Source organism: Denitrificimonas halotolerans (genome assembly GCF_034259425.1).
Taxonomy (GTDB): domain Bacteria; phylum Pseudomonadota; class Gammaproteobacteria; order Pseudomonadales; family Pseudomonadaceae; genus Denitrificimonas; species Denitrificimonas halotolerans.
Genome location: NZ_JAXIVU010000004.1, coordinates 107,277 through 124,935, shown reverse-complemented (window position 1 = coordinate 124,935; position 17,659 = coordinate 107,277). Strand labels below are relative to the sequence as shown.

Sequence of the window (17,659 nt, the reverse complement as noted above, 5' to 3'; positions counted from 1 at the left end):
ACATGTTCGGTTTAATCAAAACCTGGCGCGAACTAAGTACACGCGGGATCATGGGAATTAACCGCCGTAATGCTGACTACGTACTCAAATACAATAAGCGCCGCTTATACCCTGTGGTAGACGATAAAATCCTCACTAAAATACGTGCCATTGAAGCCGGCATCAATGTACCTGAAATGTATGGCGTGATTTCAACCGAAAAAGAAATCAGCAAACTAGACAGCATTCTTGCAGGTCGCAATGACTTTGTTATTAAACCCGCTATGGGTGCCGGGGGGGATGGTATTTTAGTGGTAGCTGATCGCTTTGAAGACCGCTTTAAAACAGTTTCTGGAAAAATCATTAGCCATGAAGAAATTGAATATCAAATCTCTAGCATCTTAACCGGCTTATACTCTTTAGGTGGTGCGCGAGACCGTGCATTAATTGAGTATCGCGTCACCCCTGACCCTCTCTTTAAAAGCATCAGTTATGAAGGTGTACCGGATATTCGCATCATTGTTTTAATGGGTTACCCCATTATGGCCATGCTACGTTTACCTACGCGTCAATCTGGAGGCAAAGCCAACCTACACCAAGGTGCTATTGGAGTGGGTGTAGATCTCGCTACAGGTCTTACACTACAAGGGACTTGGCTCAATAACATCATCAACAAGCACCCCGACACCAGTAATCTTGTAGCCGGTGTACAGCTACCCAACTGGGATGGTTTTATGAAGCTTTCAGCAGGCTGTTATGAACTCTGCGGTTTAGGCTACATTGGTGTAGATATGGTTCTAGACCAAGAAAAAGGTCCATTGATTTTAGAGTTAAATGCTCGACCTGGTTTAAATATTCAAATCGCTAATAATGCAGGCTTGACCTTGCGCGCTCATACTGTTGAGAAACATATTGCCGAACTTAAAAAGAAAGGCATCAGTCAATCGCCAGATGAGCGTGTACGTTTTTCTCAACAACACTTTACTAGCACACCTCCTTCAAACAACTGAATAAGGCCCCTACGCTAAGCCACGCTTTATGCCTGTCTTAGCGTGACTTAAGTATTATGTCCCATTGTCAGCTCTTCCCTCTTGCTTACCAGCCCAATCCTGCCCACTACTTTCAACAAGTGCATGATCAAGCCGGTGCTATACTCTTAGACTCGAGCCAACCTGAAAGTCAACGTGGACGCTTTGATATTTTAAGCGCTTGGCCTTTAGCGCAATTGAGCCCGCACCCTACAGAGTCATTAGACACATTTCGTCAGCGCTGCCAATCCTTAGTAAAACAACTCAGTATTTGCCAAACCCCTGACGGTCTTGAGTTGCCATTTACAGGAGGGTTAATCGGATATTTAACCTATGATTTTAATCATCTTAATCAAACTGTGGAAACAGAAGGTTTAGCCGGTGCTACTGTAGGCTTATATAATTGGGCAGTTATCAGTGACCACCAACAAAAGCAAAGCTGGTTAATGTGCCACTGCAGTGTTACTACCGAGCGTTGCAATGAATTACTAAACCTCTTTACAACCAACTTTCAGTCCATCCTTTCCAACACACCCTTTAGTTTAACCAAGGCATTTGCTGCACGCATTAACGCGCAACGCTATCAGAACGACCTAAAGCGCGTTTATAATTACATTACGGCTGGCGATTGCTACCAAGTCAATTATACGCAACGCTTTAGCAGCCAATACTCAGGGGACGCTTGGCAAGCTTATAGCAGCCTGCGTGCGCGCTGCCCAACACCTTTCGCTAGTTTTATACGGGTCAATAGTCAGCAGGCGATTATCAGCTTATCACCTGAACGCCTGATCCAAGTACATCAACGCAAAGTTGAAAGCCGCCCGATCAAAGGAACGCGCGCGCGCGGAACAACCCCTGAGCAAGACCAAGCATTAGCTCACGAACTACGAACCAGTGCGAAAGATCAGGCTGAAAATTTAATGATCGTGGACTTATTACGCAACGATTTAGGTCGTTTTTGCAGCACTGGTAGCGTGCACGTACCTGAGCTCTTTGCTTTAGAAAGCTACCCAAATGTGCACCACATGGTCAGCAGTATCACTGGGACTTTAGCTGAGCAATACGATGCGCTAGATGTGTTGATCGGCAGTTTTCCTGGCGGCTCCATCACTGGAGCTCCAAAACTCCGCGCGATGGAAATTATCAGCGAATTAGAAGCAACTCAGCGCAGTATTTATTGCGGCAGCATCTTCTATTTTGATAATCGCGGTGAAATGGACAGCTCAATTACCATTCGCACCTTATTAGCCAACCATGGTGAAATCAGTTGCTGGGGCGGCGGCGGGATCGTATATGATTCAAACCCTGAGGAGGAGTACCGTGAGTCCATACAGAAAGTACGCGTACTCATGGATACTTTAGAGGGGTTATATTTGGCTCACTAATACAGATGCGTATTAATTAAATAAGCCCCAATAATGGCACTACTTAAACATACAAAAGCGAATAAAATCGCTTTACAGGTGAAGCGTTTAGCAACTTTATCTTCAACAAAATCAGACAATATATAAGGCCGTCCTGCCGCTGGCTTGCCTAAAAAATACTGCATTTCAGACTGAGCAGCCTTTTGCCAAGCGTACTCGCTGAGTTGTCTATACCTATCTACTTCCAAATTTGGTGACGGTGACGCTTTCTCTGTTATTTCTCGGCTATAAAAATCGCCAATAGCATATAACGTATCATGCAAGTGCAATCTATGCTCTATATAACGGTAGCTTTTGTTACCGCGTAAGGCTAACCCTAAAAATTTTTTACGCTGAGGCTGCCTTTGCGGGTGTGCAGTTGCACCATACCAAACTACTTTTGTTTGAGTAATCACCTCAGCCCCATGCGGATCAATCCAACACTCCCCTGTACCATCATTTAAACACAGCAAACTAGTACTGCGTCGAGCCGCAACTCTACGCCACTTTCGCTCACCTTTGTCATTCTTCTCCTCTCGATCGATTCGGTACGACCACCACACACAAGGCTTAGCACTTAGCGGTGCCTGCAGCTCCCCAAGCCCTTCACTTAATTGACCATATAACTCTACATAGCCTTGCGCTGCAGAGCGTATTTTAGAGGTAGGCGTATCCCTCAAGTACCGCGCTTTATTATAATTGTGAATACTTGCCCAGCCGCTACCAAAAGTGGCGGCACTCATCCCTATTAACAAGACGCCCAACCCAAAGATATCCATTAAAATCAGCCAAAGAGATTTTTAATGTCAACATCTGTGACTTCACTATTACTAAAACGCAATAATTCAGCTGGAATGAAATTAAAAAACCGAGCAACAATGACATCTGGAAACTGCTCAATCCTCACATTGTTCAGATTTACGGCTTCGTTATATAACTCACGACGATCAGCAATAGCATTTTCCAGACCGGTGACACGTTGTTGAAGAAACTGAAAACTTTCATTAGCTTTCAGCTCTGGATAGTTTTCAGCTAAAGCAAAAAGCTTACCTAAGCCAGCTCTAAGACCTGTTTCAGCACTACCTAACGCATGAATATCGTGCTGCTCACGGGCATTTGAAACTGCATTACGTGCATTAATGATCGCCTCTAGGGTTACTCGTTCATGCTGCATATATTGTTTACAAATTTCTACCAACTTAGGTAATTCATCATGACGCTGTTTGAGCAGCACATCAATGTTTGACCATGCCTTACGAACGCCATGTTTAAGACGCACTAAAGCGTTATATAAACTGATAGCCCATGCCAAAATCAACATCACTGTAACTAGTACACCAATTAGGACCAAACTCATAGGACAACTCCACAGCGCGGTAAAAAGGGAATGTTAGTCGCTTGGGCGACTGGGTACTAGGGTGTCTAACCAACAGAATGCTAGTTAAAGGAACCCTTGGCTATAAAAAGAATCAAACTTATGATTACTTATACTGACAACTCTTTCACCGACCAGATTCCCCATTATGCGTAAACAAAAAAACTCGGAAACTGAGCCCAATACTGGCCGGATTGAGCCCAAACTGAACACCTCTGAGGCTCATTATAACGTGCTCTTTAACAGCCCAACAGCAGCTGAAACAACTCTACACCCCCCCCATGACCGAAAAGCTGTCGGCCTTTTGTCGATACTCACAGTGATCCTCATTTGTACAGTAGGGGTTTTGACATGGTGGAGTTATGAGCGTATTCAATTGCTAGAGCAGCAACTCATCGCCACACAAGAAAGTTTCGCAAAAGTAAATGAAATAGCTATACAGCAAATCAGTACCATTACTGGTCAAGTAAATACCAATGAAAATCACCTCTTGAGTGATATAAAAAACTTACAAAAACGTCTAGCACAGCTAGACAGCACTGCAAACCACGAGATTAAAGCATTACAAAATCATCTCAGATTACTTGAAGCACAACTGACTACGTTAAACAGTACTGTGACTCAAGCTTTAGAGCATAATACAAGTCTACTGAGTCAAGTGTCCGAGCAAAAAAAATTACTTACTGGACTAACCCTAGCCCATCAAACAGATCAAAAGAAGTCAATGCAGATCCAGTCCCAGCTGGAAACACAATGGAAGAAGCAGTCTGAAGTATTAACGCAACAGCAAGACAAATTTGGCCAACTCACAAAACGCCTACAAACTCAGCAAAACCAACTAGCTCAACTCAGCGAACTGAATAAGCGCTTCAATCACTTCACAAAAAAACTGGGAACCTTAGAACAAAACATTAATCAAGATACTGCCATTCAAGATGATGGTATAGCTCGCTTGCAGCAGGATATTTTAATCTTACGTACTGAATTAGATAACCGACCAATTTCATCCACCACCTCACAAACTGTACCATCACTTGCAGATTTTGATGCCTATCGCGCACAAACCAACCGCACTATCAGCACATTACAACAACAAGTACGCAATCTACAAAAAAGCATGCAGTAAATGCATGCTTTTTGTAATCAATTACGCTTCCTTAAGGCATTGAATCATCAACAACACCTCAGAACATTATTGACTCTCGGTATGATTATCCTAAAACAAACAAATTCTTACGCAGTCACAGGTTTAAGTGCCTTTTTACAACTCAGTACGAGCTGATTGTTTTTGACACTCACTTTGGCAACTCCACCATTATCAGATAGCTCACCAAATAGAATATGCTCAGCTAAAGGACGTTTAATCTGCTCTTCAATTAAACGAGCCATTGGGCGTGCTCCCATATCTATATCGTACCCATGCTCTGCCAACCACCCACGCGCAGCTGGGGTAACATCCAGCTCAACACGCTTATCCTCCAACTGTGCTTGCAGTTCAGTGAGAAATTTATCCACCACCGACTCCAAAGTTTTGGGACTTAAGCGACTAAACTGAATAATACCATCTAAACGGTTGCGGAATTCCGGACTGAAGGTTTTCTTTAATGTTTCCATTGCATCAGTGCTGTGATCTTGCTTAGAAAAGCCTATAGAAGCACGGGATGCATGCTCAGCTCCTGCATTAGTGGTCATCACTAAAATAACATGCTTAAAATCTGCTTTACGCCCATTATTATCAGTTAAGGTACCGTTATCCATCACCTGTAAAAGTAAGTTAAAAACATCAGGATGTGCTTTCTCGATCTCATCTAAAAGCAACACGCAATGTGGTTGCTTGTTAACAGCCTCTGTAAGCAACCCACCCTGATCAAAACCTACGTAACCCGGCGGTGCTCCAATTAAGCGAGACACCGTATGACGCTCCATATATTCCGACATATCAAAGCGCAGCAACTCAACCCCTAAAGAGCTGGCTAATTGTTTTGCAATTTCAGTTTTACCGACACCTGTCGGACCTGTAAATAAGAAAGAGCCAACAGGTTTATTCGGTGATTTCAAACCAGCTCGAGACAATTTAATTGCTGTAGCTAGCGCTTCAATCGCAGGCTCTTGACCGAATACTGTCAAACGCAGGTCACGCTCCAAATGACGCAGCTGCTCCTTATCAGAATTGCTCACTTGCCGAGTTGGAATGCGAGCTATTTTGGCAACGATCTGTTCAATTTGTGCCACATCAATAGCTTCAACACGCTTTTGCCCAGACTGCAGGCATTGATACGCACCGGCCTCATCGATCACATCAATCGCTTTATCTGGCATATAACGGTCGTTAATGTGCTTAGCAGCTAATTCCGAGGCTGCACGTAAAGCGGCATCTGTGTATTTAATCTGATGGTGAGCCTCAAAATGACTTTGCAAGCCTTGTAAAATACGGTAGGTATCTTCAACCGAGGGCTCTCCCACATCCACCTTTTGGAAGCGACGAGCCAAAGCACGGTCTTTTTCAAAAATTTCGCGAAACTCTTGATAGGTCGTAGAGCCCATACAGCGAATTTCACCGGAAGAAAGCAATGGCTTCAATAGGTTTGAGGCATCCATCACTCCTCCAGACGCTGCTCCAGCCCCGATAATCATATGAATCTCATCAATAAACAAAATGGATTTAGGCCGCTTACGCAGTTCACCTAGCAGTGATTTTAAGCGCTTTTCAAAATCTCCACGATACTTAGTACCAGCTAGTAAAGCACCAAGATCTAAAGAGTAGACAACACTATCCAATAAAATATCAGGTACATCACCATCAACAATACGACGCGCTAAGCCTTCAGCAATAGCTGTTTTACCTACGCCTGCCTCACCTACTAATAATGGGTTATTCTTACGACGACGTGCTAAAATCTGCGCAACACGCTCTAGTTCATATTCACGGCCAATCAGTGGATCTATAAGGTCCTGTTTCGCCAGTTCATTTAGATCTTGAGCATAGGCTAACAAAGGATTGTTGGACTTATCCTGTTGACGCTCATTCACTTCACTATCGTGCTCAGCCGCATCCATCTCTTGCGCAGTACTGCCAGCTCCATGAGATAAATAACTGACTAAATCTAAACGCTGAATATTGTGAGAGTTAAGTAAGTACACCGCATGGCTATCAACCTCACTAAAGATCGCCACAAGCACACTGGCACCACCCACTTCGTCTTTACCTGAGCTCTGTCCATGAAAGACCGCACGTTGCAAAACACGTTGGAAACCAATCGAAGGCTGAGTATCCACCTCCTCAGCACTGTCGGGCAATAAAGGCATGTTCTCATCTAAAAAAACACGTAATTCTTGACGCAAAGACTCCAAATCAACGTTGTAAGCCCGTAAAGCTGTAGCAGCCTCGCGATTATCCAGCAAAGCTAATAAGAGGTGCTCAACCGTCATATACTCATGTCGACTGACCCGAGCATCTTTAAATGCTAGGTTGAGAGTGACCTCGAGCTCTAAATTCAACATGTTTTCACCTCATTAAAATAGCGAGTAGATTCAAACGTCTTTTTCGATTTCACACAATAGCGGATGTTCACACTCCCTTGCGTATTCTATGACCTGCTGAGCCTTAGTTTCCGCAATATCGCGTGTATACACACCGCAAACAGCCTCCCCTTGTTGGTGTACCGCAAGCATGACTTGCGTAGATTGCTCACGACTCATTGCAAAATAAGTCTCTAGCACCTCAACTACAAAGTCCATTGGCGTGTAGTCATCATTCAGCATAATGACGCGATACATAGGTGGTGGTTGCAGTTCAGGTTTAGCTGGCGCAACAGCCAAACCATCATCATACTGCTCTAAATGATCGGGGTTTAATGGATTAACAGTCATATTCCGCTACACTATAAACCTTAATAAATAATATCCACCTAATATACTATGTTTTAGTTTTTTTCGCTTGAATAGACAACAAACCAACACGTAAGGATGACTCCAAATTACTAGCTTAATTCACCCTGCCTATACAAAACTAGGAACTACCCCCCCTTCTACTTCTATAGGTAACATCTAAATAACCGCATAAAACTATATTTTTGTAGTGAACTACAATTGCAGCCTACTCACGCAAATCACGCAAAAACTGATCCTCTCTTGACTTCTCTCGATCAAAACTGGCCCTTGTTGCGTACAGCTGACAGTTCTATTTTGATACTCACATCCTTAGTTAAATGATCCCCACCTTTTCTATACCCCCAATCGACCCCTCTCATCTCTTGTTGTTTTCGCATACAATACACACACTTCACAGCCGACTGATGAGGCTGAAATCTTATTCCAGAGTTTAAACCCTTTATGAATACCCTAAACCGCCGCTTTTCTGTTGCACCGATGATGGACTGGACTGACCGCCATTGCCGCTATTTTTTACGTCTTATTACTCAGCGTGCACTGCTTTATACAGAAATGGTTACTACTGGCGCCTTGATTTTTGGTGATACTGAGCGTTTTTTGCGCTACAACTCAGCAGAGCACCCTATAGCATTACAACTAGGCGGCAGCAACCCTAAAGATCTAGCCACCTGCAGCAAGATGGCTGAACAAGCTGGTTACGATGAAGTGAATCTGAATGTAGGCTGCCCTAGCGACCGTGTACAAAACAACATGATCGGGGCCTGCCTGATGGGACATCCCCAATTAGTAGCAGATTGCGTTAACCAAATGCAAGATGCTGTAGATATCCCTGTTACTGTTAAACATCGGATCGGGATCAACGGACATGATAGTTATGCACAACTCTGCAACTTTGTTGGCACTGTGAGCGAGGCCGGCTGCACCAGTTTTACTATACATGCACGTATTGCAATTCTGGAAGGTTTATCACCTAAAGAGAATCGAGATATCCCGCCATTACGCTATGATGTAGCTGCACGGTTAAAAGCAGACTTCCCTCATTTAGAGTTCATCCTCAATGGTGGAATTAAAACACTCGACGAGTGCACAGAGCACTTACAAACCTTTGATGGCGTTATGATAGGGCGCGAGGCATACCACAATCCTTGGATGCTGAGTGAGTTAGACCATCGCCTGTTTGACGATGAGCAACGCCCTATTACTCGCACATCAGTACTGGAACAGTTGCGCCCTTATTTAGTTGAACAGATGGAGCAGGGTCTGAAAGCAACCTATATCACTCGGCATATTTTAGGTATTGCACAGGGTTTTCCTGGCGCCCGTCGTTTCCGTCAATTATTGTCTGCTGATATTTACAAAACTGATAATCCTATAAAGGTTTATGATCAAGCCATTGCCGTGCTCGATGGCCGCTAATATACACGCAGCAATTGCATCTCTTGCATCTCTCAGTTATGTTCTTTTAACTTTTCCGCCCCAAATGTGGCCCGTTTAATATGACTTCAAAACTCGAACAATTAAAACGTTATACTACTGTAGTTGCTGACACTGGTGATTTTGATGCTATTGCGCGTTTACAACCTGTGGATGCCACTACAAACCCTTCTTTATTATTAAAAGCTGCAGACTTTCCACGTTACGGAAAACTACTGGAGCAAATTCGCAAAGAATACTCCGGTAACCCTCAAGCAGCGACAGAGCAGTTTGCAGTGGCAGTAGGCCAAGAAATTTTATCTTTGATTCCCGGTCGCATTTCTACTGAGGTTGATGCACGCTTATCTTTCAATGAGAAAGCTACTTATGACTCTGCCTTACGCTTGATTGAGCGATACGAAGAACAAGGCATTAATCGTAACCGTGTGCTTATTAAAATTGCAGCAACTTGGGAAGGAATTCAGGCCGCACGCCGTTTAGAGCAGCAAAATATTCAAACCAACCTCACTTTATTATTCTCTTTTGCCCAAGCTGCAGCCTGCGCTGATGCTGGAGTATTTTTGATCTCGCCTTTTGTTGGTCGCATTTATGACTGGTATAAACAAGCTCAAAAGCGTGACTATACAGCAGCAGAAGATCCAGGTGTGCAATCAGTATCGCGAATCTATCGTTACTACAAAGGTAATAACTACCCTACCATCGTCATGGGTGCGAGTTTTCGTAACCTAGGGCAGATCGAAGCATTGGCCGGTTGTGATCGTTTAACCATCAGCCCTGAACTTTTAGCACAGCTCAATCAAGATACGTCCTCACTGGAACGCCAACTCCATGCGAATGAGTCAGGAGAAAAGCCTCTAATCATGAATGAAAACAGCTTTCGCTGGGCTCACAATGAAGATGCCATGGCCACGGAAAAACTCGCTGAGGGTATCCGCTCTTTTGCGCAAGACCAAGAGAAATTGGAAAGACTCTTCAGTTAAACCGCTAACAATCTAATAAAATCGCGCTATTTAAAAAACAGCTTAACAGCGCGATTTTTACGAATGAATCAAGCCTGCGCACTTTGATTTTGTAAAGCACTCACCAAGTCACGAAACTCATTGCGATTGGAGTCATTTAAGCTCATTAGGATTTGATGCGCTTCTAAAACACGCTCCTTAACCACATCCTCAGACTGATCCTGCTTAGGCAAGTCATTCAAGCATTCAGGACAAGGGGCCGGTGTATGCACCAAGTTAAAAACCTGATTAAATCCCATAGAATCCAGCACTCGATTCACATCTGGATTGATACTAGCCAAAGTGGGCAGCATGCCAAATTTGCGCTTGGATAAAATTGATAGCTTAGCTAATAACCCTAAAGTGGTGCTGTCAATGCTAATCACTTCAGTTAAATCAATCACTATGGATTTTAACAAGTTTGCTTTAATAATTTTTGTAATGGTTTCATTAAGCGCCGAACAAAAAGTTAAACGCACATCACCACTGCATTTTAAAACAAATGTATCATTGTATTCAGCGTATTGAATTTGACCATCACTCATGCAAGGTTCCTACTTAGCACCAGTATGGCGATATCATCAGGCATATTAATGCAGTTAGCTAGCCCTAGACAATCGATCATCTTTTTATAATCACCACATACAGCGCTTACCAAGCTTGGTAAAGCAGCTTCACTGTCGACCAACCCCTCTTCGGGTAGCACATCAAACACACCGTCAGAAAACAAACTTAAACTAAACGCATGGGGTAAAGGCATTTGTTCATCATTGTACTGCCCATCCTCAAACAACCCTACGGGCTGCCCCTCTCCGAATAAAAACTGTGCTTTACCTTCACTGTACAATACAGGTAAAGGCAAATGCCCTCCAACACTCCACCGCAAGAGATTATGCTGAAGATCGATAATCCCACAGATTAACGTGATATGACGCTCCGCATGATACGTCAACAATCGTTGATTAATATGCCTGAGAATCGCTGCTGGAGTCACATCAATCGGTACAGGCTGAGCATAGAGATACTCTCGCGTAATACTCTTGAGTAGCATGCTTAATAAGGCCGCTGAAGTACCACTACCTGCAACATCTGCTAGGTAAAAAAAGATGCGCCCATTATCTAAAACAAAGTAGTCTAGCGAATCCCCTGACAAATGTAAGGCAGGCAGAAAATAGCTTTCAAATTTAATCCCTTGATATTGCCAAGGACTAACTGGGCGAATTTGATCTTGCATCACTCGCCCAGCAAGCTGGTCTTTAAGTAATACTGTATTGTGTTTCTGCAACAACTGTAACGCTTCAGCGGCTGACTTTGGGTGAGCTTGCTGTGACATAAAAATTTATTCGCAATAAGTTCCTAGGCGCAAAAGGTACTCTCATCATCCTAGTGATTCAAGCACAGCTCTGTCAGACAATAGTTTGTAAATATGTCTACGCGCACTTTTGAAGATTTTTCTTGCAGGTCTATAAACAAAATAGGGCTGAAGATTTTACAACCTTCAGCCCATGGTATACGGATAAAACAACCGCTTAAAAGTCATCCACAACTTCGCCGTCACGCACTTTAAACTCGCGATTTTGCAAATATGCATTACGTACAAAACGGTATTTATCACCAATCACTAAACGCTCTGCTGATAATAATTTTGCCCGTGCGTCCACTATCTCGAGCGCAAACATACTGTTACGCACTGGAACATCGCTGATGTAACGGTATGGTCTAGAAAAATGATCCGGATATATTGCAGCAGTATCACGCACCGTGCTTGGCCCTAGAAATGGCAAGACCATATAAGGCCCGCTGTTAATGCCCCACGCCCCTAATGTTTGACCAAAGTCTTCATCATTACGCTGCAACCCCATCTTGGTTGCCACATCAAAGAAACCAAACAAACCAAAAGTGGTATTAAACAGAAAGCGTGCAGTATCAATTCCCGCATCATGCATTTTAAATTGTAAAAGGTTATTAGTAAGGTTACGAGCTTCGCCTAAGTTACGAAGCACATTGTGTACACCATCTTCTACTACATCTGGCGTAACTTTTTGATACCCTTTAGCGATGGGTTTTAATGCCCAGCGATCAAGCACATCATTAAAGCGGAAAACACGGCGGTTAAACGCTTCCCATGGGTCTTCCTCAACACCATAGTCGTCCCACTGCTCATCGTAGTTGTCGTATTCAGCATCTTGCGCAACAGCATAGGTTGGCAAAGCTAAGCAGCCAGCGACCAGTACACTGCCAAGCATGAAGCGCACAGACTTACTTTTAATATGCTGCATCATGTTCTCCAGTCTAAAACAAACAGCACTCTTAATATAATAAGTGCTGTTTTCTTGAGTAACGTTAAGATGCTTATTGGATCATTATTGATCCGCAAAGCGCCAACCGGTTTTGCCTTGACCGTCTTCTAATACGATGCCCATAGCAGTTAATTCGTCACGAATACGGTCTGATTCAGCCCAATCTTTATTTTTTCGAGCGGTGATCCGTTCTGCAATTAAAGCTTCTACTTGTTCAGTATCAATCCGCCCTTCTGAACCCGCCTGTAAAAACGCATCAGCTTCTAATTGCAAAATGCCTAATACGCCGCCCAACTCTTTCATACGTGCAGCTAAAGCTGCTGCTGCTACAGAATTACTTACCTTAAGACGATTCACTTCACGAGCCATTTCAAATAGCACTGAGCAGGCTTCTGGCGCGTTAAAATCATCGTTCATAGCCTTGTTAAAGCGCTCTACATAAGCATCGCCGCCTGCTGCAACAGCTGTTTCAACACCCTTTAAGGTTAAGTAGAAACGCTCAAGAGCCGAACGGGCTTCGCGCAAGTTATCTTCCGAGTAGTTAATCGGACTACGGTAATGACTTGATACCAATAAATAACGCACCACCTCTGGGTGATATTTTTCTAACACATCGCGAATAGTAAAGAAGTTCCCTAAAGATTTGGACATCTTTTCGCCATCTACACGTACTGCACCGGCATGCATCCAAGTCGTAGCATACTTCTGCCCAGTTGCAGCTTCACTTTGTGCAATTTCATTTTCATGATGAGGAAAAATCAAATCTGGGCCACCACCATGAATATCAAAGCTATCACCTAAGCAACAAGTGGACATTACTGAGCACTCAATGTGCCAACCTGGGCGACCCTTACCCCATGGCGATTCCCAACTAGGCTCACCTGGCTTTGCAGCTTTCCAAAGTACGAAATCTAAAGGGTCTTCTTTAGCTTCATCTACTTCAATACGTGCACCAATCTTTAAATCACTGATTTTACGACGCGATAATTTGCCGTACTCAGCAAACTTAGCAACACGATAGTACACATCACCATTTTCAGCAGCGTAAGCATAACCTTTATCTATTAAGGTCTGAATCATCTTAAACATGCCATCGATGTGCTCGGTCGCACGTGGCTCTTGGTCTGGACGCAACACGTTTAAACGACTTTCGTCCTCATGCATTGCGGCAATCATTCGTCCGACTAACACTTCAAACGGTTCATCATTTTCTTCTGCACGACGGATGATTTTGTCGTCAATATCGGTGATATTACGCACATAAGTAACCTCATAACCACTATGGCGTAACCAACGAACCACTACATCAAACGCCACCATCACACGGGCATGCCCAATATGACAAAAATCGTAGACAGTCATGCCGCACACATACATGCGTACATGATTACCTACTAAAGGCTTCAGTGGCTCTTTCTGTTTAGTCAAAGTGTTATAAATCGTTAAACTCATGCTTTCCCCCAAGAATCACGCAGGGTTACTGTACGGTTAAACACCAATGCATCAGGCTTACTGTCCACACTGTCTAAGCAGAAATAACCTTCACGCTCAAACTGAAAGCTATCACCCACCCTTGCTTGCAACAATGAAGGCTCAGCACGACAACCTTTTAACACCACTAAAGACTCAGGGTTGATGTTATCAAGGAAAGACTCACTGTTTTCACCGTCTTCGTCTTTATCTGGATTAGCCGTTTTAAACAAACGATCATACAGGCGTACTTCACACTCAACACTTTGTGCCACTGGCACCCAGTGAATAACACCTTTAACCTTACGACCTTCAGGATTCTTACCTAAAGTGTCTGGATCGTACGAGCAGTGCAGCTCAATAATGTTGCCCTGTTCATCACGAATTGCTTCATCTGCACGAATTACATAGCTGCCACGCAAACGCACTTCAGTTCCAGGCATAAGGCGACGGTAACCTTTTGGTGGGTTTTCTTCGTAATCACTAGCATCAATATAAATTTCACGCGAAAACGGCAAAGAACGAAAGCCCATATCACGTTTCGGGTGACGTGGTAATTGCAATGTTTGTTCTTGCTCTTCTGGGTAGTTGGTGATCACAACCTTCAAAGGTTTAAGCACACACATAGCACGACTTGCATTCTGATCTAAGTCTTCACGAATGCAAAACTCCAACATGCTCAGATCCACAATACCACCCGCACGATTCACACCTATCATATCGCAGAAATTACGGATAGATGCGGGAGTAAAGCCGCGACGACGGAAGCCACTGATCGTGGACATACGTGGATCATCCCAGCCACTAACGTGATTTTCATCTACCAACTGCTTGAGTTTACGCTTACTAGTCACTGTGTAATTTAAGTTCAAGCGGGCGAACTCATACTGTCGCGGCTGAGCAGGTACTGGTAATTGTTCTAAGAACCACTCGTACAAAGGTCGGTGATCTTCAAACTCTAAGGTGCAGATCGAGTGAGTGATTTTTTCAATTGCATCAGATTGACCATGCGTAAAGTCATAGCTCGGGTAGATGCACCACTTATCACCAGTCTGATGATGATGGGCATGACGGATACGATACAAAATAGGATCACGTAGATTCATGTTCGGTGATGCCATGTCAATCTTAGCTCTTAAAGCACGAGTTCCATCAGGGAACTCACCAGCACGCATACGGGTAAATAAGTCCAAGTTTTCACTGACACTACGCTCACGGAAAGGGCTATTTTGACCAGGTTCAGTCAAGCTACCACGGTACTCACGCGCTTGTTCTGGCGATAAATCACAAACATAGGCTTTACCCTGTTCAATCAAGTAAACGGCCCACTCATATAACTGCTCAAAATAATCCGAAGCGTAACGTACAGGGCCGTCCCATTGGAAACCTAACCAATTGACATCATGTTTAATGGCATCGATGTATTCCTGTTCTTCTTTAGCAGGGTTGGTGTCATCAAAGCGCAAATGACATACACCATTATATTCTTTAGCTAAACCAAAATTAAGACAAATGGATTTAGCATGACCAATGTGCAAATAACCATTGGGTTCAGGAGGGAAACGCGTAACAATACTGCTGTGCTTGCCTGACTGCAAATCAGCTTCAACAATAGGACGAAGAAAGTTCGCAGCGACATTTACGTTAGATTCAGACATGCTCATGGGCTCTTAAATACTCAATTACTGGCTAATATGGGTAGGCTGGCTCAAATAAAGTGCTTATCATACCCGAACCTGCCACCTCTCTGACAGGTCTATGACTTTTTAGCTTCTATGGATCGATTTAATGATTAAATTACATACAAACTACGGTGTTATTACTCTAAAGATGTTTGCGGATAAAGCGCCCGAGACTGTTGCCAACTTTGTTCAGTATGTGAAAGATGGACACTATGACAACACTATCTTTCACCGTGTGATCAGCAATTTCATGATCCAAGGGGGCGGCTTTGACACCGATATGAATCAAAAAAGCACCCGTACAGAAATCAAAAACGAAGCCAATAACGGTTTATCCAACAAAAGAGGCACTGTAGCTATGGCTCGGACTATGGAGCCTCACTCTGCCTCAGCACAGTTTTTTATTAATGTGCAAGACAACGATTTCCTAGACCATACCGCGCCGACTATTCAAGGCTGGGGTTACGCTGTATTCGCTGAAGTTATTGAGGGTATGGAGGTTGTGGATGCTATCAAAGCTGTCACTACAACCAGCAAAAACGGCCATCAAGATGTCCCTCAAGACGCTGTCATCATTGAAAAAGCCGAGATCATCGAGTGATTCTACTGATTTCTGATCTGCATCTGCACGAGGAGCGCCCGGATATTACCGGCGCGTTCCTCGCGTTTCTTGAACAATATGCCCAGCAAGCACAAGCTTTATATATTTTAGGTGATTTTTTTGAAGTATGGATTGGCGATGATGCCATGACCCCATTTCAACACTCAATTGCTGCTGCACTGCATCAAGTTGCAACACAAGGTACCCAAATTTATCTGATGCATGGTAACCGTGATTTTTTAATTGGCAAAAAATTCTGTCAACTGGCTCAATGCAAATTACTTCAAGATCCAAGTTTGGTGAGCCTAGCAGGCGAGCAAGTCCTTCTAATGCATGGTGACAGCCTATGCACCAGTGATCACAGTTATATTCGTTTGCGCAAAGTGCTGCGTAACCCGTTAGTTTTATTTGTTTTACGCCACCTGCCTTTACGCACTCGACAACGCTTAGCTGGTGACTTAAGACAAAAAAGCAAAACCAGTACACGCATGAAAGCCATGAATATTACTGATGTGAACCCCGAAGCCGTTGAGCAAGTGATGCAACAACATCAAGTGCGCACTTTAATCCACGGTCATACTCACCGCCCTGCTGTACACAATCTCACTGACAATAAACGGCGTATTGTCCTCGGTGACTGGGAAAATCAAGGCTGGTTTCTCCAAGTCACTCAAGCAGATTTTGCGTTAAAAACGCTGTCTTTCCCTAAGAGTAAATTCAAGTCCGTATTGTCTGAACCTGACGCTTAGAGCCTTTTCGCGGCTGCGGGATGCCACTATGGAATCGAAACTCAGCATCTTCTGTTAGAATTGCTTCTTTCTCTATTTGCGCAAAAAAAGCCACTCGTTCATCAATGGGCTTTTTCGCATAGCGCTTAGCCATATCTAAGTAGCCTTCAAAATGACGCGATTCTGCTTTCAATAATGAAGTATAAAAACGGCTAAGCTCCTCATCAAGAAAAGGTGCGATACGATAAAAGCGCTCACAAGATCGCGCCTCAATAAATGCCAATACGATTAAAGTATCAATCAATTTATCTGGCTCTTGCGCAGCAATATGTTTCTGTAAGCGCTTTGCATAATTGGATGGACTGAGCTGACGGTAGCGCATACCTCGCTTTTTCATTAATGCCGTCACTTGCTCAAAATGACGCAGCTCTTCTCGCGCCAAACGAGACAAGTACTGCTGCATGTCTTCACGCTCAGCATATCGAAACATGAGACTTAATGCCGTGCCTGCGGCTTTCTTTTCACAGTTCGCATGATCAAGCAAGAGCTCTTCAGGATGCCCAAGTGCACAATCAATCCAACTTTGTGGTGTCTGACACTGTAAAAAAGCTTCAACTTCAGGTATTAACATAGATACACACTAGAGACAGTCATAAATGTGCGGCCATTATACGGAGCAACTGCAGAACAGCTAGCCTTAGAATTGATAAGTATCAACACTCTATAGTAAGCACACTGGCATCCTTGTGACTTAAAATCTCTATACTCGA

The 17,659-nt window shown here is 43.6% G+C and carries 17 protein-coding genes; 7 read left to right on the top strand and 10 right to left on the bottom strand.

Annotated elements, in window-relative coordinates; genetic code table 11:
• Positions 1-2 precede the first annotated feature (2 nt).
• Both TOI97_RS04940 and pabB read left to right on the top strand, forming a co-directional pair.
• A complete protein-coding gene (locus tag TOI97_RS04940) occupies positions 3-989 on the top strand; it encodes an alpha-L-glutamate ligase-like protein (RefSeq protein WP_321553007.1) in 987 nt (328 codons plus the stop codon).
• A 56-nt stretch (positions 990-1,045) separates the two neighbouring features.
• Positions 1,046-2,392 (top strand): aminodeoxychorismate synthase component I, encoded by a 1,347-nt coding sequence (gene pabB, locus TOI97_RS04935; protein ID WP_321553006.1) that lies wholly within the window; start codon positions 1,046-1,048, stop codon positions 2,390-2,392.
• Here pabB and TOI97_RS04930 read toward each other — a convergent pair.
• The gene (locus TOI97_RS04930; RefSeq protein WP_321553005.1) at positions 2,389-3,189 is read right to left on the bottom strand and encodes a GIDE domain-containing protein; all 801 of its coding nucleotides are present in this window, start codon (positions 3,187-3,189) and stop codon (positions 2,389-2,391) included. The genes pabB and TOI97_RS04930 overlap by 4 nt on opposite strands.
• A gap of 5 nt (positions 3,190-3,194) precedes the next feature.
• Entirely contained in the window at positions 3,195-3,767 is a 573-nt protein-coding gene (locus TOI97_RS04925; protein WP_321553004.1) for a LemA family protein, read from the bottom strand.
• 166 nt (positions 3,768-3,933) lie between these two features.
• Here TOI97_RS04925 and TOI97_RS04920 point away from each other — a divergent pair, with 166 nt between their 5' ends.
• A complete protein-coding gene (locus TOI97_RS04920; protein WP_321553003.1) occupies positions 3,934-4,911 on the top strand; it encodes a hypothetical protein in 978 nt (325 codons plus the stop codon).
• Between the two features lie 107 nt (positions 4,912-5,018).
• Here TOI97_RS04920 and clpA read toward each other — a convergent pair whose 3' ends face one another.
• Both clpA and clpS read right to left on the bottom strand, forming a co-directional pair.
• Positions 5,019-7,286, bottom strand: a complete 2,268-nt coding sequence (gene clpA, locus TOI97_RS04915; protein ID WP_321553002.1) for an ATP-dependent Clp protease ATP-binding subunit ClpA — start codon at positions 7,284-7,286, stop codon at positions 5,019-5,021.
• Between the two features lie 30 nt (positions 7,287-7,316).
• The gene (gene clpS / locus TOI97_RS04910) at positions 7,317-7,655 is read right to left on the bottom strand and encodes an ATP-dependent Clp protease adapter ClpS (RefSeq protein WP_321553001.1); all 339 of its coding nucleotides are present in this window, start codon (positions 7,653-7,655) and stop codon (positions 7,317-7,319) included.
• A 462-nt stretch (positions 7,656-8,117) separates the two neighbouring features.
• On the opposite strand from clpS, the gene dusA reads away from it, so the two are divergent.
• Positions 8,118-9,092 (top strand): tRNA dihydrouridine(20/20a) synthase DusA, encoded by a 975-nt coding sequence (gene dusA, locus TOI97_RS04905; protein ID WP_321553000.1) that lies wholly within the window; start codon positions 8,118-8,120, stop codon positions 9,090-9,092.
• Positions 9,093-9,172: 80 nt separating this feature from the next.
• Positions 9,173-10,090 (top strand): transaldolase, encoded by a 918-nt coding sequence (gene tal / locus TOI97_RS04900; RefSeq protein WP_321552999.1) that lies wholly within the window; start codon positions 9,173-9,175, stop codon positions 10,088-10,090.
• A gap of 68 nt (positions 10,091-10,158) precedes the next feature.
• Here tal and TOI97_RS04895 read toward each other — a convergent pair whose 3' ends face one another.
• From TOI97_RS04895 to TOI97_RS04875, 5 genes are all read right to left on the bottom strand, one after another.
• A complete protein-coding gene (locus TOI97_RS04895; RefSeq protein ID WP_321552998.1) occupies positions 10,159-10,653 on the bottom strand; it encodes an STAS domain-containing protein in 495 nt (164 codons plus the stop codon).
• Entirely contained in the window at positions 10,650-11,441 is a 792-nt protein-coding gene (locus tag TOI97_RS04890; RefSeq protein ID WP_321552997.1) for a PP2C family protein-serine/threonine phosphatase, read from the bottom strand. The genes TOI97_RS04895 and TOI97_RS04890 overlap by 4 nt, the downstream gene beginning before the upstream one ends.
• 196 nt (positions 11,442-11,637) lie before the next feature.
• The gene (locus tag TOI97_RS04885) at positions 11,638-12,387 is read right to left on the bottom strand and encodes an MlaA family lipoprotein (RefSeq protein ID WP_407651318.1); all 750 of its coding nucleotides are present in this window, start codon (positions 12,385-12,387) and stop codon (positions 11,638-11,640) included.
• Between the two features lie 84 nt (positions 12,388-12,471).
• Positions 12,472-13,860, bottom strand: a complete 1,389-nt coding sequence (gene cysS, locus TOI97_RS04880) for a cysteine--tRNA ligase (protein WP_321552995.1) — start codon at positions 13,858-13,860, stop codon at positions 12,472-12,474.
• On the bottom strand, positions 13,857-15,536 hold the full coding sequence (locus TOI97_RS04875) for a glutamine--tRNA ligase/YqeY domain fusion protein (RefSeq protein WP_321552994.1): 1,680 nt from the start codon (positions 15,534-15,536) through the stop codon (positions 13,857-13,859). Before TOI97_RS04875 ends, cysS begins: the two co-directional genes overlap by 4 nt.
• A 130-nt stretch (positions 15,537-15,666) precedes the next feature.
• Here TOI97_RS04875 and TOI97_RS04870 point away from each other — a divergent pair, with 130 nt between their 5' ends.
• Together TOI97_RS04870 and TOI97_RS04865 are read left to right on the top strand one after the other, a co-directional pair.
• Positions 15,667-16,161, top strand: a complete 495-nt coding sequence (locus tag TOI97_RS04870; protein WP_321552993.1) for a peptidylprolyl isomerase — start codon at positions 15,667-15,669, stop codon at positions 16,159-16,161.
• On the top strand, positions 16,158-16,910 hold the full coding sequence (locus tag TOI97_RS04865) for a UDP-2,3-diacylglucosamine diphosphatase (RefSeq protein ID WP_321552992.1): 753 nt from the start codon (positions 16,158-16,160) through the stop codon (positions 16,908-16,910). The genes TOI97_RS04870 and TOI97_RS04865 overlap by 4 nt, the downstream gene beginning before the upstream one ends.
• On the opposite strand, the gene miaE is transcribed toward TOI97_RS04865, so the two are convergent.
• Positions 16,879-17,520, bottom strand: coding sequence for a tRNA-(ms[2]io[6]A)-hydroxylase (gene miaE, locus TOI97_RS04860; protein ID WP_321552991.1), 642 nt, complete (start codon positions 17,518-17,520; stop codon positions 16,879-16,881). The genes TOI97_RS04865 and miaE overlap by 32 nt on opposite strands.
• Between the last annotated feature and the right edge of the window lie 139 nt (positions 17,521-17,659).